Consider the following 21,285-nt stretch of genomic DNA (forward strand, 5'->3'; position numbering starts at 1 on the left):
AAACTGCGAATACGAGCGTCGGTTTGACACTGCTTGTCGAGATCAGAGATCAAGTGAAGATAGATAGGCTCAAGCTGGAGCAAATCTCTGGCCTGAGCCTTTATTGCCTCTTGACAATGTTCTACTCATATTAACAAAAAGAAGCGGAGGGAAGAGGGGGGATCTTCCCTCCGCTTGGAAGTGCGGCGGATGGCCAGACGAGAGGAGCCTCCGCCGCCGGGTCAGCGGACGATGATCGAAAGCCGGTCTTGCAGGCTGCGGGCGGCCGAACCGCCCCGAGTTCGCTTCCTGCTTGATGGCGACTCGCTTTCGATGCAAGTTAGATTAAGCTAACATCATTCCGTTGACAATAGAAGTTACCTATGACATACATTTTCTCCACAATTGGTACGGCATCGCCGAACCTGACGCGGCCGTGGGCGCGGCCGCTTCCTCAGCATGCAGTCAAGCCGCTTTTCTAGCCGTGACGAGGCAGCCGTGAGAGCCGGCCTTGCGCCACGAGACCTCGTCGAACCACGTGCCCAATATGCCGCGCATCTCGGCTTCCGAGTAAATGCGCACGTCGCCCTCCCCACCGTACGGCATGAACGCGTTCATGACGGCGCGGGCAAGACCGGGAAGCCAGCATTCCCCCACAACGAGCACGCCGCCCGCCCGCAGCACGCGCCACGCCTCGAACGCCGCGCGCTCGGGATCGGGAAAATGGTGGAAGGAGTCGTTGCAGTAGACGGCATCGAAGAAACCGTCGGGAAACGGCAAATGCTCGCTGTCCCCCTCCAAGAGCCGCGCCCGCTCGCCAAGCCGTTCGCGCGCCCGAGCGAGCATGGCGTCCGAGAGGTCCACGCCCGCGAGCTCGCAACCGGGAAGCGCCTTTAGCACGAGCTCCGCCAGGGCGCCCGTGCCGCAGCCCAGGTCGAGCACGCGCCGGGGAGAATGCGCCGCAACCTCCTTCACCACATGCGGATACAGCCGACGCGCATGGCTTCCGCAGACCTCTTCGTCGTAGACGGCGGCCTGCCCATCGAACGTTCGCCTCGAAGCCTCCTTGAGCTCAAGGGCCTTTTGCTCCGTCGCCTGCTTTCGCACATCCGCCCGCCCCTGCAACGCCGGTCTTTTTTGCACCGCCCCGCCGACCCGACGCTCCGTCGCTTCGCCAGACGGCCGACCCGGCACCTCGCCGCCGCGCCTTTCACCTGCCTTCATGACGCTCCTTTCTATTGAACATCGTTTAATATCATGCTCGAAGAATGCCCCGTTCGACGGGGCCGATAAAGTGCTTTGAAGCCCTGCGCGACGCGGACCTGCCCGTTCGTCCTCGCACGGCGCAACCATATGCGCAAAACGTTTCACGTGAAACATTTGTTCGTTATCTCTCTTTTTGATTGCTCGTTTTTTCGTTTCCGCATCTGCGCTCCCGACAGCCCCTTCTCCTCGTTTCTTGCGGCGCGGCGATCATGTGGGTTCGATCTGCGATTCCAACAGCACGTCGATGTAATTGCGCACGAGCGCGATCTTCCGCAGGTCGGGCATGCTGCGGTCGGACATGAGCCCCAGTTGCCCGTATGTGATGAAATTGACAAGCACATCGGGGTCGCGCACCGTCGCCCCCAGACGGCGTGCCTCGGCCTTGACGGCGGCGAGCAGATGCGGGTACATCCGCTCGCACAACGCGAACGAGAGCTGCTCGTGGAACGCTCGGTTGCCCTCGGCATGGAAAAAATCGTGATAGCGCAGGCCCTCCTCGTCGGCCACTGCGGCGAACAGGGCATCGATCTTGTCGGCCAGGGTCAACCGCCCGTCGTCGAGGATGCGCAGGAACCCTTCCGTGCATTCCGCAGCGTATGCGTCGAGGGCGGCGGCGAACAGCTTCTGCTTGGAATCGAAATAGTGGTACGCGAGCCCCGGCGTGACGCCGGCCGCCCGGGCAATATCGCGCATGGACACCGCGTCGTAGCCGCGCTCCACGAACAGGCGCATGGCCGTGTCGAGTATCTCGAGCCGCCGCTCCTCCGGGTCCTTCACCGTACGCACCATCGAGCATCCTTTCTTTCCGTCGAATCCCATGGTGGCACATCATTGAACATTCGTCAATAAACGATGTTCAATAGAATCTGGCGCTGCCACGGAGACTCCATGAAGTTGCCAGCCATCCTTCGGCCTCAAGCGCGACGGCTTCCCGAAGCGCGTCAGGCCATGCCGGCTTCAGGCAGGTCGGCGGCGCTGTCGGCTTCCGTTATCTCACGCACCGGGCGGCAGGGGTTGCCGTAGGCCAGCGTGCGCGGCGGGATGTCCTTCGTCACCACGCTGCCCGAGCCGATGACGGCGCCCTCGCCGATGGTCACGCCGGGGTTCACCGTGACGTTCGCCGCGATCCACACGTCGTCGCCCACCGTGATGGGCAGGTTGCGCTCCCAGAGGTGGCGCGCGCCCTCGTCGTCCTTGCGCATGGCGCGCTCGCGGGCCAGCAGCGGATGCAGCGGCGTGGAGAACGTGCAGCCCGGCCCCACCCACACGTCGCGGCCGAACGTGATGGCCGCGCCGTCCAAAAACGTGCAGTTGAAATTGAAGAAGCAGCCCGGCCCCACGAAGATGCGGTAACCGTACTCCATCTGCGCGCCGGCCGAGAGGACGGCGTCCTCCCCGAAAGAGCCCAGAAGGCCGCCCACGAGCTCCTGGCGCTCCTCTTCGGACAGGCCGGCTTCGGAGTTGAAGCGCCGTATGGCGGCGCGCGTCCGGTTGCGGTCGACCTCGAGCTCGGGCGCGGCGGCGTCGAACCACTCTCCAGACCCCATCTGCGCGCGGACGCCCTCGGCCCGCTCCATGTGCAGCAGCGGGAACGGGCGGCCGTCGCCGTCGGTTTCCGATCGGGCCACCACGACGAACCCCTCGTGCTCGTAGAAGCCGCGCGCTTGGGGATTCTGCTCGTTGCAGTCGAGGCGGTGCACGCCCCATTGCCCCACCGCGCGGGCAAGCAGCGCGCGGCCTGCGCCGCGGCCGCGCGCCTCGGGAGCGCAGAACAGCTTCTCCAGCTTGCCGCCCCGAGCGCCCGCGAACGCGACGACCCGACCGTCCTCGCGAGCGACCGCGAGCCGCTCGTCCGCGAGCAGCGCGGCGGGCAGATGGGGCCGGATGCCCGCGATGTCGCTCTCGGCGAGGAAGTCGTGCGTCGCGCGCACCGAACGCTCCCACACGCACGCGAACTGCTCGATCAGCTCCGGCGTGCGCTCCTGCGGTTCCGTTATCTCGATGTTCATGGACGCTTCCTCCCCGTGCTGTCGAACGCTCCGTCCGGCAATGACGATCCCATGCCCGCAACAGGGCCTTTCCCGAAGAACGCGGCGATTGCCGCGAGCCCGAGCGTCGGCGCGGAACGGCTACGGGTGCTCACCCTGCGCGCGAGCCCGTATCCCGGCGCCCCGCCGCCGGTTCATTTTAACGGAAAGAAAGCCGCACGCGGTCGCCGTGCCGGGTATTCGGCCGCGCCGCCCGCCCGCCTCCCGAACGGCCCCGCCCGAGGCACCGCCCCCTACGGCTCAACCGGGGCGCGATCCTCGTGCACCACCATCGCACGCGCCTCCCCCACCTCGACGCGGCCGTCGCGCAGCAGGGACGCCAGGTCGTCGACCGAAGGGGACGGGCCGGTGCCGGCTATCTCCACGGTCACGCCGTCTTCGGACGTCTTCACGCTCACGGCCTCGTAGCCCGATCCTTCCAGCCACTGCCGCACCGCCGCGTTCGCCGCATGCTCGTCGGTGGCGCTCTGCACGATCCGGTTGCTCGACGCCACGAGCGGCGCCATCACCAGCAGCGTGCCCACGACGGCCGTGGCGTACCACAGGCGACGGGCCGCCGCGCCCTCCCGGCCACACCGCCCGAATCCCATGAGGAAGAAGGCCAGGTTGCCGGCCAACTGGATGGAGAAGAAGTTCACCAGGAACAGCAGCAGCGCGCCCGCCGCCATCGCAAGCGCGCCTTGCGTGAGCGCCGCGCCCGCCACGCACAAAGGCGGCACGATGGACACCGCCACGGCCACGCCCGGCAGCGCCTCGCCGATGTCGTCGCGTGCCGCCGCGAGGGCGCCCACGAACCCGGACGCCACCGCCACCACAAGGTCCACGACGCGCGGCTCCGTGCGCGACGTCACCTCCGGGTTGCCCGACAGAGGCACCCCGGCGGGCAGCAGGGCCGTCACCAGGCACGCCACCGCCACCACGACCAGCGCTCCGCCGGCGGCCACGGCGAGCGCCTTGAGCGCTTGGCGCGGACGGCCGCGCGCGATGGCGAACGACGTTCCCATGATGGGCATCATGAGCGGGGCAATGATCATGGCGCCGATGATGATGGCCGGAGAGGCGGCCGCGACGCCGCCCGTGGCCACCACGGCCGACAGCACGATGCACAAGAAGAACGAGGACAGCTGCTTCAAAGGGTCGTCGATCACGGCGAACAGGCTCCGCTCCATCCCGGCGATGTACGCCTCGTCCACCCTGCCGCCCAGCAGCACCCGCGCGATCCTTCCCATGCCCCTCCCATCGTGTCGGCTTTTCCACGATGGTACCCCGCCGCAAGCGGGCGAACGCGAACCGACACCGAGCGTGACCTCAACCGTTAGCGCCCCGTCATCCGCCTGCGGCGGCCCGTCGCGGCGCGATCGCAGACGGAGCTGCTCGCCGCATCATCGAAACCGCCGGCATGGGATAGAATGGCCCCATGCAGAGGGACACCTTGAAATACTCCGGGATCGTGTTCTTGGCCGGTGCCAGCTACGGCGCCCAGGCCACCACGGTGAAGATAACCTACGCCGCCGGCTTCACCTGGACCCAGGTGGTGGCGAGCCAAGCGCTGTTCGCCACGATCCTGTTCGCGGCGGCGCTGCTCGTGCTTCGGGCGCGCGGCAAGCGCCTCGTGCCGCTCTCCCCCAAGCAGGTGCTGGCCCTCATGGCCTTGGGGCTGAACACGTGCATCGGCACCGTGCTGTACAACTACGCGCTCACCCTTCTGCCGGTTTCGGTGGCCATCACGCTGCTGTTCCAGTTCACCTGGATGGGCATCGTCGTCCAGTTGGTTGTCGTGCGCCGACGGCCGCGCGCGGCCGAGGTGACGGCCGCCGCCGTCATCCTCGGGGGAACGCTTATGGCAAGCGGGATGTTCTCCGACGAAATGGGGGCGCTCGACCCCGTCGGCGTGGCATGCGGGCTGCTCTTGGCCGTCAGCTGCACCTTCTTCATGTTCTTTTCGAGCCGATCGGGCGCGGTCTGCCGCCCATCCAACGCGGACTCGTCGTGTGCCTGGGAGCGTGCGTGCTGGGCTTCGCGCTGTGCCCCGACTACTTCGCCAGCGGCGCGCTGCAGGACGGCATCTGGAAGTTCGGCCTGATCCTGGGATTGTGCGCCCTGTTCGTCCCCGTGGTGCTGTTCGGCATCGCCACGCCGCACCTCACGCCGGGGCTGGCCGCCATCATGGCGTCCTCCGAGCTCCCCTGCGGCATCGCCCTGTCGACGCTCGTCATCGGCGAACCGGTCGAAGCGCTCCAGGTCGTCGGCATCGTCGCCATCCTCGCCGGCATCGTCGTCTCGCAGCTGCCCCATCTGCGGCTGCGGGGCATCGAACCTGCGAATTAAGAGGCGACAGAAGGGTTCCGAGGGCATCGATCGGGCCCCGCCCCGACGTTCGCCGCACGCTCGCGACTTTCGGCGATCATGCTGCGCATGCCTTCGGCAAGCACCGCGTTACCGCGCGCATTCCGCTCCGTTGTGGACGGCGAGGGCGATAACGACGCACACGAGGGCCACGCCGGCGACGATGCCGGGCGGCGGCGCGAACAGCGCGAGGGCGAAAGACGCCCCCACCAGCGCGAGGGCGCCGTACTCGTAGCAAAGGCGCGGACCGCCCGGGAACAGGCGGACGGCGTCCAAGCCGCAGCCGAGCACCGACCCCGCGTTCACGAGCACCGCGAGCGCAAGGGCCAACGGCATCGACGTGCCCGCAGGAGCCGACACCGCCACGACGACGCACGCGAGCAGGGTCGTGACCGCGAACGCGGGCAGCGAGTCGAACGCGAGCAGCTCGAGCACGCCGAACGGCAGGCGGTCGCGCACGAGCCGGTTGCGCACGTCGTCGCGGAAGGGGCGCGTGGCCTCGCGCACGCCCTGCGTGGTCATAACCATGGCCATCAGCCAGAACAGGAACAGCGCAGGGCCGCCCGCACCCAGCAGCGCGAGCACCCCCAGCGGCACCACGAGCGCCCCGTGCATGAGCAGCATCGGGATGCCGTCGTATTGGCGCGCGTGCGACAACGCCGCGCGCGACACGAGCGCGGCGCGGCCCTCCCGGCGCGGCAGGGAGAACCGCACGGTGCGGTCGGCGAACCGGCGGCGGCGCTGGTACTCGGCGATGACGGTGGGGTCGAGCGGCGACAGCATGCCGAACCGGCACAGGTCGGCGTGAAGCGCGTTCTCCTCGATGACGACGGTCATGTCCATGCGCGGCGCGACGACGGCGAGCGCGGCGGCGACGGCGGCGCCCGAGGCCGCCGCGCCCGCCGCGAGCGCCACGGGCGTCGCCGGGTCGAGCAGCGCGGCCGCCGGGGCGGCCAGCAGCGCCGCGATCCAAACGACGGCCAGCGCCGCGAACCCAAGCGCGCACAACACCGTGTTCCGCCGGCGCCAGGCCGGGCTGGCAAGCCGCACGACGCCCGCGAGCCATCCGACCGCGACCGAGACGCCCGCGAGAGCCGCGAGCGCCAGCGCCAGCCCAACAGGGGAAACCGCGAACACGCCCGCGCTCTCCAACCCGACGCCCGCCAACCACCCCACGACGCCCGCCGCCGCGGCGCAGGCGGTCGCTTGCACGGAAACGGCCGTGCCCACGAGCGCACGCGCGCTCACCGGGCTGGCGGCCAGATAGGCTATGTCGGGATGCGACAGCTTCAACGGCGTGCCGCGCACGGCGGCGATGCCGACCCACGCCAGCGCCGCAGCCGGCAGCGCGAGCGCGACGCGCATCGCCAGCGCGCACACGCCAACGTCCGCGAGCGCGAACGCTCCGACAACGGCCGAGACCAGCGCCGACGCCATGAGCGCGAACCAGGCCAGCATGATGCCGACCGCGTACAGCTGGTAGGCGCGCTCGGCCCGACCGCCGTCCTCGACGCCGGCGCCCACAAGATGCATGAACCAGTTGAGCGTCCATCGCGCATGGCGTGCGCGCAACCAAAGCAGCAGGGACACGTCACGCATCGACGCCTCCGTCGCCTCCGCCGCGCACGTCAAGCCGCCCGCCTTCAAGGTGCAGCAGCAGGTCGGGAGCCAGGTTGGGCACGTCGTGATGGCAGCTGGCCAGCACCGCGACGCCGTCGGCGCGAGCCTCTTCGACAAGCTCGCTCAGCACGCCGGAGGCACCGGGGTCCAACGGCCCGTACGGCTCGTCGAGCAGCATCAGGCGCGGCAGGCGGGCGAACGCCAGCACGAGCGCCAGCTTCTGACGCATGCCGCGCGAGTACGACGAGGGCAGCAAGTCGCGCTGCCCTCCCAAGCCGAACCGCTCCATGAGCAGCTCGGAGGGGTCGTCGGCGGCACCCAGGCGGTTGGCCTGCCGCACGAACCGCAGATGCTCGCCCGCCGTCAGGTCGTCGTAGAAGGAGGGGACGTCGGGCACGAACGCCACCCGGCTTCGCTGCGAGCGGTTCGAGCCGTCGAACCGCTCGCAGCACAGTTCCACCCGTCCCTCGCTCGGCGCGTCCCATCCGGCCAGGCAGCGCAGAAGCGTCGACTTGCCCGCGCCGTTCGGCCCGGTGAGGAACGCCACCTCGCCCGCCCGCAGCGCGAAGGACGCGCCCGCGAACACCTCCGTCCTGCCGTAGCGGTAGGCCAGGTTCTCCACGCGCAGCGCCGTCGCCCGGCCCCTCGCCTCCCCATCGCCCATGCCGCAGCCCCCTTCGCGCCTCGTTCGCCATCCGACCAAATACCGTCATTTCAGTATGAGGACGACCTCCGCTTGACGCAATGGAGCAACGGTTGATTCCTTGATGCGCCGGTCAACCGGTGCGAATCGCCCGAACCGTAAGGCAATCGCAAGCTAGGCCCAAGCGCCGCGCAATGCAGGCCGCGTAGACTCGAACGCGAAGGGCGGCGCAGGCGCTCATGGCACCCCGTCGCGAAAAGCGTCGAATGCGGAAGGAGCCTCGCATGGGGAAGGCGAAAACATTCATCGGATTGGGAATCGCGCTGGCGGCGGTCCTCGCGCTGGTCGCGGTTGCGGGATGGGCGTTTTACGGCGAGAGCGGCCACGCCTACGTCAAGGTGGACAACGCCCGCGTCGCCGCCATCGAACCGCGCGCGGGCATGGAATACGAGTACCGCCTGGACGGCGTCGCAGCGGACGGCGCGCAGGCCGAGATCGCGTTCCAAACGTCGCGCGAGCTGCGCGACGGCGCGTACCTCGATCTGGAGACGAAGCCCCTGCGCGGCGTGGTGAGCTGGGAGGAGGTCGACTACGACGAGCTGCCCGCCGCCGTACGGGACAAACTGCCGCAGGAAGGCTAGCCCCGTCGGGCCGCGGCCTCCACGCGCAGGCCGCGGGTGAGGAGGGGCGGGAACAGATCGTAGGCGCCGGCGGGCACGGGACGCGGGTCGGCGGCGGCGTAGTTGGGAGCCGGACGCGCCCGCACGCCCTCGAAGCGGATGGGCACGCCGGGAGCCGAGTAGAAGCTCGCGCCCAGCTGCACGTGGAAGTGCAGATGCGGCTCCGAGCTGTTGCCGGAACTCCCGCAGAGCCCGACCACCTGGCCGCGCACCACGCGGTCGCCTGCGCGCACGGCGACGCTGCCCTCCTTGAGATGGCACAGGCACGAGAACTCGCCGCTCGCATGCTCGATCAGCACGTAGTTGCCGCGGATATCGTCCCCGCCGCAGCCGATCTTGCCGTCGAGCGCGATGGGCGCGTTCGGGCAGCCCTCGTGCGCCTCGGCCACCACGCCGTCGGCGGGCGCGAGGACCTCCCGCCCGTAACAGTAGTACGACGCAGGGTCGGCGGCATCGGCGTCCGGCGGGCAGCTGCGCCCCTCGTCGTCGAGGACGACGAAGTCGTAGGCGTAGCGCTGGGTGCACACGTCCCACGAATGCGACGTCTCCTCGTCGACGCCGCCGTTGAGCACCGTCCACTCCCCCGAGAACGGCAGGTCGTACAGCACCTGAGACGCGCCCGAGTCTTTGTCCGGAAGCTCGTTGTCGTACTTCACGGCCATGGCCATGAGGCCTGCCACCTGCTTGATCGACTGCACGAGCACCGGATTGCCGAATACGCTCCCCATCGGGCCTCCCTTCCACGCTTGCGATCAATCATAGCAGAAGCGCCCGGACGGCCCGCACGTCGCAGGAGGCCGCCCTACGCCGCCGCCAGACGGTCGAGCAGCGGCTTGAAGCGCGGGTCGTCGGCGCGGTCGGCCCAGGCCGGGTCGCGCGTCACGGACAGCTTGCACTGGCCCTTCATGTCGAAGGCGCCGAACAGGCCGCCCGCCACCCGCTTGAGATCGGGATCCACCGTCATCAAATGGGGCACGAGGTCGTAGAGCACGGAGGACCGGGGGAACAGCAGGCTCTCGTCGTCGTGGCGCTCGAGCAGCTCCGCGAGCCGTTCCAAATACGCTGCCGCTCTCGCCTCGTCACCCGCATGGAGGCACGCCGTGGCCGCGCCGCCGTAGAACGTGGCAGCCTCCATCGGCCTTCGGCTTTCCAGCGCGAAGCCCTCCAGAACGCCTTCCGCGGCGCGCAGCAGCGCGGCGAGGTGCGGCGGGTCGTCCTCGTACAACGGCAGCTGCGTGGCGACGCTCTGCATGACGCTCATCTCGCCCCAGAACAGGGACTCCTGGCACAGCTTCAGGCATGCCTCGCGCTCGCCCTTCATCTGGTGCATCCCGGCCAGCGCGGCCTCAACGCCCAGCGGGCGCGCGGGCTTCACGCTCTCCAGAAGGGCGATGGCGTCGTCCAGCTCGCCGCGCTGGCACTCCGCCATCGCGCGGGAAACCCGCGCCGACCGAACCAGCTCCACGTCGTCGGAGCGCGCCTCCACGCGCTCGGCCAATTCGCGCGCACGGCCCATCAGCTCGTCGACGCGATCGGGCTCGGATATCGCCCGCTGCATGCACAACGCCGCCAGCTGCAGCAGCAGGTTCCAGCACGAGCCGTAGTCGCGCACCAGATCGTCCATGCGCGCGTAGGCGGCGTCGGGATCCTCGGCGAACAGGTCGCACAGCGCCACGTACGTCTCGCGCACCTCGTCCTCGGTCAGCTGCGGCCGGTAGTCGAACAGCTCGTCCAGCGTGAGGTCGAAATAGGAGGCGATGCGCGGCAGCTGCGCCACGTCGGGCATGCTCTGGCCGAGCTCCCACTTCGACACGGCGGCCTTCGTCACGCCCAGATGGGCGGCCAACTCGCCTTGCGTCACGCCGGCGGCGCGCCGCTCGCGCGCGATGGTCGCGCCCAGGTTGATGTCGTTCATGCCGTGCCCCTTCCGTCCGTGCGACGACGCACCCTCTCATACAAGCGGAGCCGTAGTCAGTCAATCTGCGCAGTGTCGCTGCCGGTTCATCTGGAGGTGCCGCGATCTATCCGTCTGTTCGTCATCCGCTTCTTCAACCAGTATGAAGAACGCAATTGGTTGACGCAAGCGAGCAAAGGTTGACTTCCCCGCCCGCTTGTCAACCGATGACCGTCTCGCATGAGGACACCCCGGTTTGCGGTTCGGCTGACACGCGACCCACGGCCACCTTGCCGCCAAACCAGCACGAAAACCGTCGGGGGCGTCGCGAAACGGCTCTCTCGCCCATTGCCGATCCGACACGGCCAAGACCTAGGGCAAGCTCGCAGGTTAAAACGTCGCAAGCGTCCCCTTGATGCGCGAAGCAGAGCCGCCAAGTCACGAAATTCACCGCTGTGAAGCGTTTAGTCTGCGTCTGTTGCGCACCGCGAAACGTGACTTCTCTTCGTTGAAAAGGCCCGGTCCCCTGATCAGGCTTTTCGCTGGAAAGCCTGAAACGCGAAGGGAGCTCCGCAGCAAAATTCACTTCACAGCGGTGATTTTCGTGACTTCCGGGAGCGATCCGCTGCATCAAACCTCATCTGCGGCCGAGCCGAAGCCAACATGCGCCGCGTAGTCGCCGCTCAACACGCACCGTGTGGCCGCCATGTGGCGGCCCGATGGCGATTTGACCATGCGCGGCCCGAACGAGCGCGTGCCCTTTGCCCGCTTTCACGCCCCTGTTCGACTTTGCCGACTCCCGCGCCGGCTTATACGTCCACCTGCCGCGAGCTCGTGCCCCCAACGCACATTCCGAGTCCGCCTCTTGCGCTCTTGCTATTCTGTGATACTATATACTGGTACTAAGCGTCACTATATACCGACCGCACCGACAAGCCGAAAGGAGGTAGCGATGGAGAACCTCACCGAGATGCTGAAAGGCGTGCTCGAGGGCTGCGTGCTCGAGATCATCGGCCGCGAGGAGACGTACGGCTACGAGATCACCCGCAAGCTGAACGCGCTGGGCTTCGCCGACGTGGTGGAGGGCACGGTGTACACCATCCTGCTGCGCCTGGAGAAGAACCGGCTGGTGGACACGAGCAAGAAGCCGTCGGAGATGGGCCCGCCGCGCAAGTTCTACGCCCTCAACGACGCGGGACGCGAGGAGCTGCGACGCTTCTGGACGAAGTGGGAGTTCGTCGCATCGAAGATCAACGAGCTGAAGGAGAGCCGATGAAGAACCCGGTCGCTTATTTCAAGAAGGTCGCGCAGGAGAAGCGCGAGTACCGCGAGGCCATGGAGCGCGTGCGCGCGCTGCCCGAGGACTACCGCTACGTGTACGACAAGATACAGCATTATATGTGGAGCCACGTGGCCGGCGACGGCATGGACATGACCGTGGTGCTGGCCGACCTCGTGGACCTCTTCGAGCAGGGTGCCGTAGACGGCAAGGGCGTGCTGGAGGTGACCGGCGAGGACGTGGCCGCGTTCTGCGACGACTTGCTGGCCAACACCAAAACCTACGCCGGCACGAAGCAGGAGGCCCTCAACCGCGCTATCATGGGCAAGCTGGGGAAAGACCGCTCCTAGCCGAGCAACCGAATGAAAGGCCGCCGCATGGACGAGATCGAGAGCAACAGGCACGCTTGGGGCACGCTGGCGGAAAACCACTACCGCCACTACAAGAAGCGCATCGAGGACGGGGGCAACCGCCTGAACGTTCACATACGCAACGAGCTGGGCGACCTGTCCGGCAAGCGGGTGGCGCACCTCCAGTGCAACGTCGGCTTCGACACGCTCGCCCTGGCCGACACCGCCGCCTGGGTGACGGGCGTGGACCTGGCCCCCGAGAACGTGCGCTGCGCGACGAAGCTGGCCGCCGACTTCGGATATGGCAACGTCGATTTCGTCGAGGCCGACGTGTGTGACCTGCCCGCCAGCCTGAACGGCGCCTACGACGTCGCGTTCACCTCCGAGGGCGTGCTGGGCTGGCTTCCCGACCTCGGCCCCTGGGCCCGATCCGTGCGCAGCCTGCTCGCGGACGGGGGCTTCCTCTACGTGTTCGACTCCCACCCGTTCTACCTGGCCTTCGACGAGGCGAAACTGGGGCGCGGCGAGTACGACCTGGCGTACCCCTATTTCGGGAAAGAGCCCGACGTTGACGATTGCATCGGCGGCTACGCCTCGGACGTAAAACGGGGCGTCAAGGCGTACTTTTGGATGCACACCGTGTCGGACCTGATCAACGCCCTCGTCGGAGCCGGCCTGCGCATCGACGCGTTCAACGAGTTCCCCGAGAACTTCTTCGACTCGAGCGGCCTGCGCCTCTCTCCCGAGAAGGGCCTCTACGAGCTTCCCGGCAACGCCGACAGGTTCCCCATGACGTTCAGCCTGAGGGCCACGGCCGAACCGGCGTAGCATCGCCTCCCAGCAAGAACGCGGGCGGAGCGCGGCGGCCGGCAAGCGCGGGAAGCCGAACGGGGCGGTTCGCGCAATCGAGCCGCCTCGCAACTCACTTCCCGAACTCGAGGCACCACCGGGCGCAGTACGAGACGCTGGAGGCGACGAGCGTGGCGGCGATGATCCCCACGGCCGTCCGATAGACCGCCACGGGGTCGCTCAGGAAGGCGGAGAAAAGGAACTGCGCGCCGGCGAGCACGCCCAAACCCACGATCAGGCACGTCATGAGCACCCGGTACGCGCTTTTCAGCGCCCTGCCCGACAGCTGGAGCTCCCGCTCGTCATCGGCCACCAACTCCAAATTGCCCGTCGAGTGGGCACGCAGCCCGTTGCGCTTGACGAACGCATGGCGGACGACGGCGTAGAGCGCGAGGAACGCCAAAAGCGCCACCATGAACGGCGACAAGTGCACGTCGAAGGAAAACCCGCTCGCGGAAACGCTTCCCTCGTAGCGCGAGAACGGAAACATGAACGCCAGCCCCATCAGCGAAAACAGCAGCGCGTTGCCGACGCATTCAAAAACCACTTTCCTCATGACGCCTCCTCCTTGCTGAAAAGGTCTTCCACGGTCACGCCGAATATCTCCGCCAGGTTCATGGCGAACAGCAGCGAGGGCACGTAGCTCCCCTTCTCCAGTGATATGACGGTCTGGCGGGTGACGCCGGCCAGTTCTGCCAGCGCACTCTGGGAAAGGCCGCGCCCCTCCCTGAACTCCCGCACCCTGTTCCTGATCGTATCCACCTGGTATCCTGTTCGACCGATGTACAGTTGACTTTACCTAGTATGAGGTGCATGCGGCCAATTGTCAAGTTGACTTTACTATAAGCTTAACCGATAATCGGGCAAACACGATAGACGGGAAAGGGGTGCCATGAAGGCGGAACGACTCGTGGGCCTTATGTGCGTGCTCGCGGACGGCGGGCGCACGACCATCGGGCAGCTGGCCGAGCGGTTCGAAGTGTCGAAGCGCACCATCGCCCGCGACCTGGAGACGCTCAACCGCGCGGGCGTGCCCGTGGTCACGTTCCCCGGCGCGGGCGGCGGCGTGGACGTGGCGGAGGGGTACCGGGTTCGCCGCAGCCTGCTCACCGACGGCGACGCGCAGAACCTGCACGCCGCCCTCAGCGCCCTGCGCAGCGTGCAGGACGACGGCGAGCTGGCCGCGCTCGCCGCGAAGCTCGTCCCCCTGTCCGCCGCCGCAGCCTTCGAGGGAAGCGAGCTCGTGATCGACCTGTCCTCGTGGTTCGCCGACGACGTGGAGCACGGCAAGTTCGAACGCCTGCGCGAAGCCGTCCGTACGCGGCGCTGCGTGCGGTTCGACTACGTGTCGCGCACGGGACGCGGGCCGCGCGTCGTGGAGCCGTGCAAGCTCGTTTACAAGCACCCTTCGTGGTACCTGTACGCCCTGTGCCGCGAACACGACGCGTTTCGCCTGTTCAAACTGAAGCGCATGGCGTCGCTCGAGGTATTGGACGAGACATTCGAGCCGCGGACGCCCCCGCCCCTCGACTTCGCCGGCTTCGGCGCGGACATCCTCCCCGCGACCGACGACGATCCCGCGGCCTACGACGTGGTGCTCGTCTACCAGGCCTCGGACGAGTTCGCGCTCACCGACAAGATCGACGCGCAGTTCCTCCACCGCGCCCCGGACGACACCGAGGGCGAGGTGCGCCTGCGCGTGCTCGACCTCGCCTGGGCGGCGCGCCTCGCGGCCTATCTCGGAGATCGCGTGCGCGTGGCCTCCCCGCCCCAGCTGGTGGCCGAGGCGGAGCGCCTGCGCCGCGAACAGAGCGCCGAAAGCGGCAAGGCTCCTGCCGAATAGGGCGCCCGGGCCCGGCCCGGCTGAGGAGCCGATTCGGATGTTTCTCAAGGAATATATCGAGGAACATGACACCCAGTTGTCATGTTACGTCCCGTACCATGCTTCCCGCAAGCACACACCGCAACGAAAGGAAGCTGGATTATGGCCGCAGAAAAGAAAGACGTGCTCGTGTTCGTGTTCGAAGGATTCGCCGACTGGGAGAGCGCCTACGTGTGCACCGAGCTCAACGGCAGCGCGCGCTACCGGGTGCGCACCGTCGGGCTCGACGGCGAGCCGGTGCGGTCGATGGGAGGCCTGCGCGTCGTTCCCGACTGCACGGTGGCCGACCACCCGCGCGACTTCGCCGCGCTGCTGCTCATCGGGGGCAACGTATGGCTCGACGGGAGCAACGACGCCGTGCTGCCCCTGGTGGAGGAAGCCCTCGCGAGCGGCGCGGCGGTGGGCGGCATCTGCAACGCCGCCAGCTTCCTGGCCGAGCACGGCTTCCTGGACGAGCGGGCCCACACCGGCAACACACTCGCGTACCTGAAGCAGTGCGCGCCGCACTACCGCGGCGACGCTCTGTTTCGCGAGGAGCCGGCCGTGTCCGACCGCGGCGTCGTCACCGCCAACGGCGCGGGCACGCTCGAGTTCGCCTGCGCCGTGCTCTCGCTGCTCGAGGCGAAACCGGACGACGACGTGCGGGAATGGTACCGCTTGCACAAAGAGGGGTTCTACCCGGCTTCCTAGCCCCGTCTCCCCGCGGAGGCGCGTCGCGCACCACCCGCAGGCGCGTGTACGCAAGAGCCGGGCCCTTGGCAGAAAGCAGCTCCGCCGGTCGGGCGTCGGGCGCGTCGCGGAACGGCCCGGCCGCTTCGACCTGCGCGAGCGGCTATGCGCTTTCGTCGGAGAAGATCGTGCGATCCTTGCCTTGGCGCTTGGCCTTGTAGAGCGCTCGATCCGCCGCGGCGAAGAGGCTTTCGTAGTCGTTCCCGTCGGCCCCCGCCAGCGCCGCACCCACGCTGAGCGTGACCGGATGACCCGAAACCTGCAGGCCGGCGGAGGCGCGGTTGAGCCTTGCACCCGCCTCGCGCGCCTGCAAGGCGTCGACGCCGGGAAGGAACGCCACGAACTCGTCGCCGCCGATGCGCGCCGCAAAACCCTCCTCGCCGCCCAGCGTTTCCATGAGCGAGTTCGCCACGCAGACAAGCAGGTCGTCTCCCGCCAGATGCCCGTACGAGTCGTTGACGGCTTTGAAGTCGTCGATGTCCACCACGAAAAGCGCGCCCGTGCCGCGTTCGATGCACGCGGGAAGCTCCTGCTCCACCAGCTCGCTCGCCATCCCCTGGTTGAACAGCTTCGTCAAAGGGTCGCGCCGGGCCTGGTCCTCGAGCTCCTGAAGGCGGAGGCGCTCCTCGGTGACGTCTTTCCAGCTGCCGATGGTGCGCACGGGATTGCCCTCGCCGTCTCGCAGCATGAGGGCGTGCAGGCGCACCCAGCGCCACCCGGGCGCGCGTTCGGGCAGCAAATGGCGCACCTCCATCGTCGTCGAGCACCCGGTGCTCAACGCCTCGGCAAGACGGCCGAAGTCGTCCGGATGAATGCGGCCCGAGTCCACCGATGCGGTGTAGCGCGGGAAGCGCCGCTCCTCGGGAGGGGCGTCGTCGTCCGCGCCGCGCTCGAACTCCACGAGCACGTCTTCCGCGATGTCGTACTCGAACAGCACGTCGGTCACGCTGCGCAGGGCTATGCGATAGCGCTCCTGCTCCAAAAGCAGCGCCTGCTCGGCCTTCTTGCGCGACGTGATGTCCATGAGCAGGCTGCTGATCCTCACCGACCCGTCGGCCACCTCCATCTTGCGCCCCGAATCCAGTATCCACACCAGCTCGCCGCTTTTCTTGCGCACGCGGTACTCCGTCTCGTACGTGGATCCCTGGGCGAAGCAGCGTCTCACGTCCTCAAGCGCGCGTGCACGGTCGGGCCCGTGCACGATGCCGGCCGCCGTCCCCCCGCTCGCGTCCATGAGCTCGTCCACGGTGTAGCCCAGCATGCGCGCAAGGCCCTCGTTGACGTACACGAGGACGTAGGGCTCGTTCTCCTCGCAGACCTTGAGGCCGCCGTTGACGTTGTCGGTGATCAGATCGATGGTCTCGGTTTTCTCGCGCACAAGCTGCTGCAGGTATTCGTAGCTTTGCCGACCCGCCTCGAACGGGAAGTACGCCTCGTCCTTCATGGCCTGGTACGGGTTGGAAACATGGACGTGGCGGATCTTGAGCTCGCCGCCCGCGTCGACCAATTCGTAGGAGCAGCGCTGGTGCTCCTCGAGCACGTGCCCCGAATCGGCGCTCGTGCGCACATGGTAGCGCCCCATGACCGTGCAAGAGCGTTCCCCAACGTTCACCAGGTGGAACTCCCCGTCGAACACCTCGCAGGGCGGCGCGAGCGGAGCGCGTTCCACCAAGTACGACGCGATGGAGGCGGAGTCGGTGGAAAACTCGACCTCGCCGGCGCCGATCCAGGAGAAATCGTCCGTGAAGCGGGCGACCACGCGCTCGATGTCCTCGCCGGAGTAGAACAGCCGCACCGTCTCGGAAACGTATGCGATCGCCTTGTCGAAAAGCGGGTTCATGCCCATCCCCTTCGCTCGCCGTGCGGCGCGACGCTACGACGGAGTCGTGTCCGCCATGCGCCTTCGCCGTCTTTTACGCATCCCCATGCGGTAACTTTGTCGAAACCCAGTATGGCGTTTCAACCTGGTGTTGAGGAGCGCGACAGCCGATCGGAAGGAAAAATCGACAACTGGAACGCCCAAGCGGGCGCCCGGGTTGCCATCAAGCGGGTTTGCCCGTCAGATCGAGCGGCGCGAGCTTCGGGCCTAGGAGGCTAGACGCTCGGCCAGCCAAAACCGGTAGCAGATGCCGGGGTCGTAATCGTTCACCTCAAGGCAGAATCCGGCAAGGTCGACGTTCTCGAAAGCGCTCTCGTCAGCGAAAGAGTTGCGGAAAATGTAAAACGGCGCTTCCACCTCCCGCGTCTCCCCCGGTTCCAGAACCATGCGGTAAGTCACTGCACGGTCGAGCAAAGCGTCGAACGCCCCGTAAAGCGGAAAGGCGCCGTTGCCCATCGCGTCCGACCGCCGGTTGAAAGCGTCGGACCAGAGCGTGAACTCGGGCAGTTCGACGCGCTCGTCGTTAGAGGGGTTTCGTACCGTCAAGGTGACGACGAACGCCTTGCCGGCCAACTCCGAGCCTATGTGGCCGGAATCCCACGAAGTGGCGGGCCAGGGGAAACGCGGGTCGAGCTCCCTCAGCGCGTCGCCGGAAACCACCCGCGTCTCCGAGACGGACAGCTCGCAGGCCCCGCACTCGATCAGCCAGCCGTCGCAGGGCGGTTCGGTCTGCTTCGCAGAGGGAAGCAGATACTTCTTGCCTTGTGTCACCCCTTCCACCAGTAGCTTCTCGCCGAAAGCGACGTCAACCGTCTGCCCGGCCCTCACCTCGGTTTCGAACCTTCCCGGATAGAAGGCCGTCTCGGCGTCCTCGGGCCGTGGCATCGGGTCGATCGGCAGCAGACGTCCCGCGAACCAACCCATGACCAGCGTGGCCAACACCAGCAAAACGACGCCCGCCGCAGCCCAACCCTTTACGATGGAGCTTCTCATGGCAACCCCTCTCCTTCGGCGAATGCATCTCGACATGCTGAATCTAACCTGCGGGCGAATTGCCGGCAACGGTGAGTTTTTTCACCCTGTCGAATCGCGCCGGAACAAGGTACGCTATCGTGCAGGAATAAAGGCAGGGAAACGGGTGCGTAGGCACCCGAGAACGGCGAAGGGCGGCGCGCGTGGAGCAGAACGTTGCATATCACATCGTCACGGTCGCTTGCGCCGGAGCGCTTTACCTGCCGTGCGCCGCGAACGCCGCACGACTCGTTCTGGTTCCGCGGCAAAGCACTACCGCAGGACGGCGGGCCCTGTTGTCCGCAGGCCTTTTCGCCGCGTTGATCGTAGGCTGCCTGCTGATTGCGGAAAAGGCAGGTCTGCAAGCCGCCACTGCATCCGCCGCCGTGCTCGCCGGTTCGGCGTTCGCCGCCTACGCCCTCGCCGTCCGCTTTTGGAACCGCCAGGATGACGAGCGAAGCCGCATGCTGGCGGAATTGCGGAACGCGATAGACCGATTAGAGCTCGACCTTGCGGCCTCGCGCACGCCCGAAGCGCTATGCGCCAAAGCCGCCAAGCAGTTCGACCTCACCCGACGCGAAGAGGACACGCTCTTGCTACTGTGCGAAGGATACAGCTACGCGGACATCTCAAGCGAGCTCTTCTTGTCCCCCAACACGGTGAAGTCCCACGTCCGCAGTCTCTATCGAAAGATGGACGTGCAGGAGCGCACAGAACTCATGCGTTCGCTCGGCCAGAGTCGCAGTTGAGCGCATTAGCTCGGCACAGTAATGACCGATTCTCTGCATATCCAAGGCCAAAAACGCCCGCATGCGCGAAGGCATTCCTTCTTTGCCAATCGTTTCACCATGTCGCATGTTTCAAGAAGGCTTTAAGCGTTCTGCTATTGGAGAACGAGCGCAGAGAATCAGTGAAAAATGTGCCGAAGAGCGCGACCTGACGGCGTCGCGCTCGCGATGCCTCGCAGAGTCTCGCGTTGAAGGGCTGCTTCAATCGCACGACCTTCGACGGAAGCGTCGCAAGTCGCCTTTTTCAAAGGCGCGCGTCATCTGCAGAGCTGCGACGCTCGCCCGCATGCCGATCCGGATTGCGGGCGAAGCAGGTTCGCCCGGCATCCGTTAGGGGTGGGGATGCCGGGCGAACCTGGTGTTTCAGACCGGTACTAATATATGATATAGTCTAGTAGTTGTCAAGAGCCTCTATTGTATTTTCCTGCGAATAGAGACGAGGGAGCCGGCTTCGAGTATCATTGACCGCACGACGGAAAGACGCGGGAGCAACGACTCGCGCAGGGAAGAGAGGGCATGCCATGGAGGCGTACAAGCAGGAGTTCATCGAGTTCATGGTGGAGAGCGACGTGCTCAAGTTCGGCGACTTCACCTTGAAGAGCGGCCGGAAGTCCCCTTTCTTCATGAACGCGGGCGCCTACGTGACGGGCTCGCAGCTGCACCGCCTGGGGCGGTTTTACGCACGTGCCATTCACGACAACTTCGGCTTGGACTTCGACGTGGTGTTCGGCCCGGCGTACAAGGGCATCCCGCTGTCCGTCATCACCACGATGGCGCTCTCGGAGCTCTACGGCAAGGAGGCGCGCTACTGCTCGAACCGCAAGGAGGTCAAGGATCACGGCGACACGGGCATCCTGCTGGGCTCCAACCTGCACGACGGCGACCGCGTGGTCATCGTGGAGGACGTGACCACGTCGGGCAAGTCCATCGAGGAGACGCACCCCATTCTCATGCAGCAGGCCGACGTGGAAGTGGTGGGCCTTATGGTGTCGCTGAACCGCATGGAGGTCGGCAAGGGCGGCGAGATCTGCGCGCTCGACGAGGTGCGCGAGCGCTACGGCTTCCCCACCGCGTCCATCGTGGACATGGCTGAGGTCACCGAGCACCTGCACAACCGGGAATGCCAGGGCCGCGTCGTGATAGACGACGGCGTGAAGACGGCCCTCGACGCGTACTACGAGCAGTACGGCGCGAACCTGTAGGCGCGTGGGGGCGATGGTCGCCGCAACCCGCCTACAGGTTCGCCACGATCAACGCTCCCAAGAAAACCAGCACGAGCGCGGTCCCCGCCAAGGCCACGGCGTTGCACGCCCGCAGGGCGCGCCCGTCCGACCGCGCCGCAAGGCGCACGAGCGCGTACAGGAAAAGGCCCAGCGCGCCGCCTGCCGTGTTGGCCATAAGGTCGGTGACGTCCGACGCGCCCATGGCGAACGCGAACTGCAGCACCTCGAAGGCCAAGCTGACAAGCGCGACGGGCGCAAGGCCCCACCACAGCGACCGCCTACCGAAGACCACGCCCATGTACAGGCCGAACGGCACGAACGCCAGCACGTTCTGCACGACCTCCTTGTAATCGGCTGCGCCGTTGATGACCGTGGCTCCCGCCAGCGGAACCAGGTTCACGCTGCGCATCGTGCCCACCACGTCCAGCGAGAACTGCATTTTCAGCAGGATGATCCACGCCAGAACCACCAGGTAGACGGCCAGCAGGCATCCCGTGAGCGTCCGGCTTCCCAGAAAGCCGCCCGAGCGCTCCATCCGAAACGCCGTCGGCCCCAGGCTCTCGATTCCTCCGTCGTTAGCAAGCCGCTTCATAGCCCGTCCCCTTTCCGCAAGGTTCGTTGCGCCCCGGCGCGCGCGACCGGGACGGAAAGCAGCATACCGCGCGCACGGCGGCGCGACGTCCGCGGCGATCCAGCCGTAGCCGCAACTTCAGGCCCTGTTCAGGAACGCTTAAGGTACGGCTGCGCAAACGCGCCGCAGCCGGCGCAACCAAGCCCGAGCGAGCGCCTCCTCGGGGAGCACGATCCCTCCGGCTCACC

The 21,285-nt window shown here is 66.8% G+C and carries 22 protein-coding genes and 2 pseudogenes; 10 read left to right on the plus strand and 14 right to left on the minus strand.

The annotated features are described in order from the left end of the window. Nucleotides 1-444 precede the first annotated feature (444 nt). The 5 genes and pseudogenes from C1878_RS04250 to C1878_RS04265 all read right to left on the minus strand — a co-directional run bounded on the left by C1878_RS04250 (nt 445) and on the right by C1878_RS04265 (nt 4,522). A complete protein-coding gene (locus tag C1878_RS04250) occupies nt 445-1,086 on the minus strand; it encodes a class I SAM-dependent methyltransferase (RefSeq protein ID WP_241963600.1) in 642 nt (213 codons plus the stop codon). 366 nt (nt 1,087-1,452) lie between these two features. Continuing rightward, nucleotides 1,453-2,034: a TetR/AcrR family transcriptional regulator gene (locus C1878_RS04255; RefSeq protein WP_158539718.1), complete on the minus strand. Its 582-nt coding sequence runs from the start codon at nt 2,032-2,034 to the stop codon at nt 1,453-1,455. A 221-nt stretch (nt 2,035-2,255) separates the two neighbouring features. Next, nucleotides 2,256-2,390: pseudogene (locus tag C1878_RS17055) on the minus strand (DapH/DapD/GlmU-related protein); the annotation flags it as partial. A 261-nt stretch (nt 2,391-2,651) separates the two neighbouring features. Continuing rightward, nucleotides 2,652-3,254, minus strand: a pseudogene (locus tag C1878_RS17060) (GNAT family N-acetyltransferase); the annotation flags it as partial. Nucleotides 3,255-3,526: 272 nt separating this feature from the next. Beyond that, nucleotides 3,527-4,522 (minus strand): DUF389 domain-containing protein, encoded by a 996-nt coding sequence (locus C1878_RS04265; RefSeq protein ID WP_114600471.1) that lies wholly within the window; start codon nt 4,520-4,522, stop codon nt 3,527-3,529. A gap of 188 nt (nt 4,523-4,710) precedes the next feature. Between C1878_RS04265 and C1878_RS04270 the strand changes: the two genes are divergently transcribed. Beyond that, complete coding sequence (locus C1878_RS04270; protein ID WP_241963601.1) at nt 4,711-5,376, plus strand: EamA family transporter; 666 nt, start codon at nt 4,711-4,713, stop codon at nt 5,374-5,376. Then, nucleotides 5,301-5,621, plus strand: a complete 321-nt coding sequence (locus C1878_RS16820; protein ID WP_241963602.1) for an EamA family transporter — start codon at nt 5,301-5,303, stop codon at nt 5,619-5,621. The genes C1878_RS04270 and C1878_RS16820 overlap by 76 nt, the downstream gene beginning before the upstream one ends. Nucleotides 5,622-5,729: 108 nt before the next feature. Here the strand turns inward: C1878_RS16820 and C1878_RS04275 are convergent, their stop codons facing one another. Both C1878_RS04275 and C1878_RS04280 read right to left on the minus strand, forming a co-directional pair. Further along, entirely contained in the window at nt 5,730-7,238 is a 1,509-nt protein-coding gene (locus C1878_RS04275; protein ID WP_114600766.1) for a hypothetical protein, read from the minus strand. Further along, on the minus strand, nt 7,231-7,923 hold the full coding sequence (locus C1878_RS04280) for an ABC transporter ATP-binding protein (RefSeq protein WP_114600472.1): 693 nt from the start codon (nt 7,921-7,923) through the stop codon (nt 7,231-7,233). The genes C1878_RS04275 and C1878_RS04280 overlap by 8 nt, the downstream gene beginning before the upstream one ends. A gap of 263 nt (nt 7,924-8,186) precedes the next feature. On the opposite strand from C1878_RS04280, the gene C1878_RS04285 reads away from it, so the two are divergent. After that, nucleotides 8,187-8,543, plus strand: coding sequence for a YxeA family protein (locus C1878_RS04285; RefSeq protein WP_158539719.1), 357 nt, complete (start codon nt 8,187-8,189; stop codon nt 8,541-8,543). Here the strand turns inward: C1878_RS04285 and C1878_RS04290 are convergent. Both C1878_RS04290 and C1878_RS04295 read right to left on the minus strand, forming a co-directional pair. Further along, nucleotides 8,540-9,310, minus strand: coding sequence for a M23 family metallopeptidase (locus C1878_RS04290; protein ID WP_114600474.1), 771 nt, complete (start codon nt 9,308-9,310; stop codon nt 8,540-8,542). The genes C1878_RS04285 and C1878_RS04290 overlap by 4 nt on opposite strands. 74 nt (nt 9,311-9,384) lie before the next feature. Beyond that, nucleotides 9,385-10,497 (minus strand): helix-turn-helix domain-containing protein, encoded by a 1,113-nt coding sequence (locus C1878_RS04295; protein ID WP_114600475.1) that lies wholly within the window; start codon nt 10,495-10,497, stop codon nt 9,385-9,387. 931 nt (nt 10,498-11,428) lie between these two features. Here C1878_RS04295 and C1878_RS04300 point away from each other — a divergent pair. The 3 genes from C1878_RS04300 to C1878_RS04310 are packed head-to-tail and all read left to right on the plus strand — an operon-like array spanning nt 11,429 to nt 12,933. After that, nucleotides 11,429-11,752: a PadR family transcriptional regulator gene (locus tag C1878_RS04300; RefSeq protein ID WP_114600476.1), complete on the plus strand. Its 324-nt coding sequence runs from the start codon at nt 11,429-11,431 to the stop codon at nt 11,750-11,752. Next, complete coding sequence (locus C1878_RS04305) at nt 11,749-12,105, plus strand: DUF1048 domain-containing protein (RefSeq protein WP_114600477.1); 357 nt, start codon at nt 11,749-11,751, stop codon at nt 12,103-12,105. The genes C1878_RS04300 and C1878_RS04305 overlap by 4 nt, the downstream gene beginning before the upstream one ends. A gap of 27 nt (nt 12,106-12,132) precedes the next feature. After that, entirely contained in the window at nt 12,133-12,933 is an 801-nt protein-coding gene (locus C1878_RS04310) for a bifunctional 2-polyprenyl-6-hydroxyphenol methylase/3-demethylubiquinol 3-O-methyltransferase UbiG (protein WP_114600767.1), read from the plus strand. A 94-nt stretch (nt 12,934-13,027) separates the two neighbouring features. Here the strand turns inward: C1878_RS04310 and C1878_RS04315 are convergent, their stop codons facing one another. Together C1878_RS04315 and C1878_RS04320 are read right to left on the minus strand one after the other, a co-directional pair. Then, nucleotides 13,028-13,510, minus strand: a complete 483-nt coding sequence (locus C1878_RS04315; RefSeq protein WP_114600478.1) for a hypothetical protein — start codon at nt 13,508-13,510, stop codon at nt 13,028-13,030. Beyond that, nucleotides 13,507-13,695 (minus strand): helix-turn-helix transcriptional regulator, encoded by a 189-nt coding sequence (locus tag C1878_RS04320; RefSeq protein ID WP_255417921.1) that lies wholly within the window; start codon nt 13,693-13,695, stop codon nt 13,507-13,509. Before C1878_RS04320 ends, C1878_RS04315 begins: the two co-directional genes overlap by 4 nt. A gap of 151 nt (nt 13,696-13,846) precedes the next feature. Here C1878_RS04320 and C1878_RS04325 point away from each other — a divergent pair, with 151 nt between their 5' ends. Further along, complete coding sequence (locus C1878_RS04325; protein WP_114600479.1) at nt 13,847-14,797, plus strand: YafY family protein; 951 nt, start codon at nt 13,847-13,849, stop codon at nt 14,795-14,797. Nucleotides 14,798-14,938: 141 nt separating this feature from the next. Beyond that, a complete protein-coding gene (locus tag C1878_RS04330) occupies nt 14,939-15,526 on the plus strand; it encodes a type 1 glutamine amidotransferase family protein (protein WP_114600480.1) in 588 nt (195 codons plus the stop codon). A 142-nt stretch (nt 15,527-15,668) separates the two neighbouring features. Here C1878_RS04330 and C1878_RS04335 read toward each other — a convergent pair whose 3' ends face one another. Both C1878_RS04335 and C1878_RS04340 read right to left on the minus strand, forming a co-directional pair. Next, a complete protein-coding gene (locus C1878_RS04335; protein ID WP_114600481.1) occupies nt 15,669-17,405 on the minus strand; it encodes a GGDEF domain-containing protein in 1,737 nt (578 codons plus the stop codon). Between the two features lie 246 nt (nt 17,406-17,651). Then, the gene (locus tag C1878_RS04340; RefSeq protein ID WP_114600482.1) at nt 17,652-18,437 is read right to left on the minus strand and encodes a hypothetical protein; all 786 of its coding nucleotides are present in this window, start codon (nt 18,435-18,437) and stop codon (nt 17,652-17,654) included. Between the two features lie 182 nt (nt 18,438-18,619). Here C1878_RS04340 and C1878_RS04345 point away from each other — a divergent pair, with 182 nt between their 5' ends. Both C1878_RS04345 and pyrE read left to right on the plus strand, forming a co-directional pair. Then, nucleotides 18,620-19,204, plus strand: coding sequence for a helix-turn-helix transcriptional regulator (locus C1878_RS04345; RefSeq protein ID WP_114600483.1), 585 nt, complete (start codon nt 18,620-18,622; stop codon nt 19,202-19,204). 560 nt (nt 19,205-19,764) lie between these two features. Next, on the plus strand, nt 19,765-20,445 hold the full coding sequence (pyrE, locus tag C1878_RS04350) for an orotate phosphoribosyltransferase (RefSeq protein WP_114600484.1): 681 nt from the start codon (nt 19,765-19,767) through the stop codon (nt 20,443-20,445). A gap of 31 nt (nt 20,446-20,476) precedes the next feature. On the opposite strand, the gene C1878_RS04355 is transcribed toward pyrE, so the two are convergent. Continuing rightward, nucleotides 20,477-21,058: a VanZ family protein gene (locus C1878_RS04355; RefSeq protein ID WP_114600485.1), complete on the minus strand. Its 582-nt coding sequence runs from the start codon at nt 21,056-21,058 to the stop codon at nt 20,477-20,479. Between the last annotated feature and the right edge of the window lie 227 nt (nt 21,059-21,285).

This window comes from Gordonibacter sp. 28C, from assembly GCF_003339845.1.
Lineage (GTDB): Bacteria > Actinomycetota > Coriobacteriia > Coriobacteriales > Eggerthellaceae > Gordonibacter.

Coding starts and splice junctions, on each gene's coding strand:
- C1878_RS04275 (WP_114600766.1), bottom strand. CDS start 7,238: ATGCGTGACGTGTCCCTGCTGCTTTGGTTGCGCGCACGCCATGCGCGA.
- C1878_RS04300 (WP_114600476.1), top strand. CDS start 11,429: ATGGAGAACCTCACCGAGATGCTGAAAGGCGTGCTCGAGGGCTGCGTG.
- C1878_RS04355 (WP_114600485.1), bottom strand. CDS start 21,058: ATGAAGCGGCTTGCTAACGACGGAGGAATCGAGAGCCTGGGGCCGACG.
- C1878_RS04255 (WP_158539718.1), bottom strand. CDS start 2,034: ATGGTGCGTACGGTGAAGGACCCGGAGGAGCGGCGGCTCGAGATACTC.
- C1878_RS04265 (WP_114600471.1), bottom strand. CDS start 4,522: ATGGGAAGGATCGCGCGGGTGCTGCTGGGCGGCAGGGTGGACGAGGCG.
- C1878_RS04290 (WP_114600474.1), bottom strand. CDS start 9,310: ATGGGGAGCGTATTCGGCAATCCGGTGCTCGTGCAGTCGATCAAGCAG.
- C1878_RS04280 (WP_114600472.1), bottom strand. CDS start 7,923: ATGGGCGATGGGGAGGCGAGGGGCCGGGCGACGGCGCTGCGCGTGGAG.
- pyrE (WP_114600484.1), top strand. CDS start 19,765: ATGGAGGCGTACAAGCAGGAGTTCATCGAGTTCATGGTGGAGAGCGAC.
- C1878_RS04330 (WP_114600480.1), top strand. CDS start 14,939: ATGGCCGCAGAAAAGAAAGACGTGCTCGTGTTCGTGTTCGAAGGATTC.
- C1878_RS04270 (WP_241963601.1), top strand. CDS start 4,711: ATGCAGAGGGACACCTTGAAATACTCCGGGATCGTGTTCTTGGCCGGT.
- C1878_RS04305 (WP_114600477.1), top strand. CDS start 11,749: ATGAAGAACCCGGTCGCTTATTTCAAGAAGGTCGCGCAGGAGAAGCGC.
- C1878_RS04315 (WP_114600478.1), bottom strand. CDS start 13,510: ATGAGGAAAGTGGTTTTTGAATGCGTCGGCAACGCGCTGCTGTTTTCG.
- C1878_RS04340 (WP_114600482.1), bottom strand. CDS start 18,437: ATGAGAAGCTCCATCGTAAAGGGTTGGGCTGCGGCGGGCGTCGTTTTG.
- C1878_RS04335 (WP_114600481.1), bottom strand. CDS start 17,405: ATGAACCCGCTTTTCGACAAGGCGATCGCATACGTTTCCGAGACGGTG.
- C1878_RS04295 (WP_114600475.1), bottom strand. CDS start 10,497: ATGAACGACATCAACCTGGGCGCGACCATCGCGCGCGAGCGGCGCGCC.
- C1878_RS04325 (WP_114600479.1), top strand. CDS start 13,847: ATGAAGGCGGAACGACTCGTGGGCCTTATGTGCGTGCTCGCGGACGGC.
- C1878_RS04310 (WP_114600767.1), top strand. CDS start 12,133: ATGGACGAGATCGAGAGCAACAGGCACGCTTGGGGCACGCTGGCGGAA.
- C1878_RS04285 (WP_158539719.1), top strand. CDS start 8,187: ATGGGGAAGGCGAAAACATTCATCGGATTGGGAATCGCGCTGGCGGCG.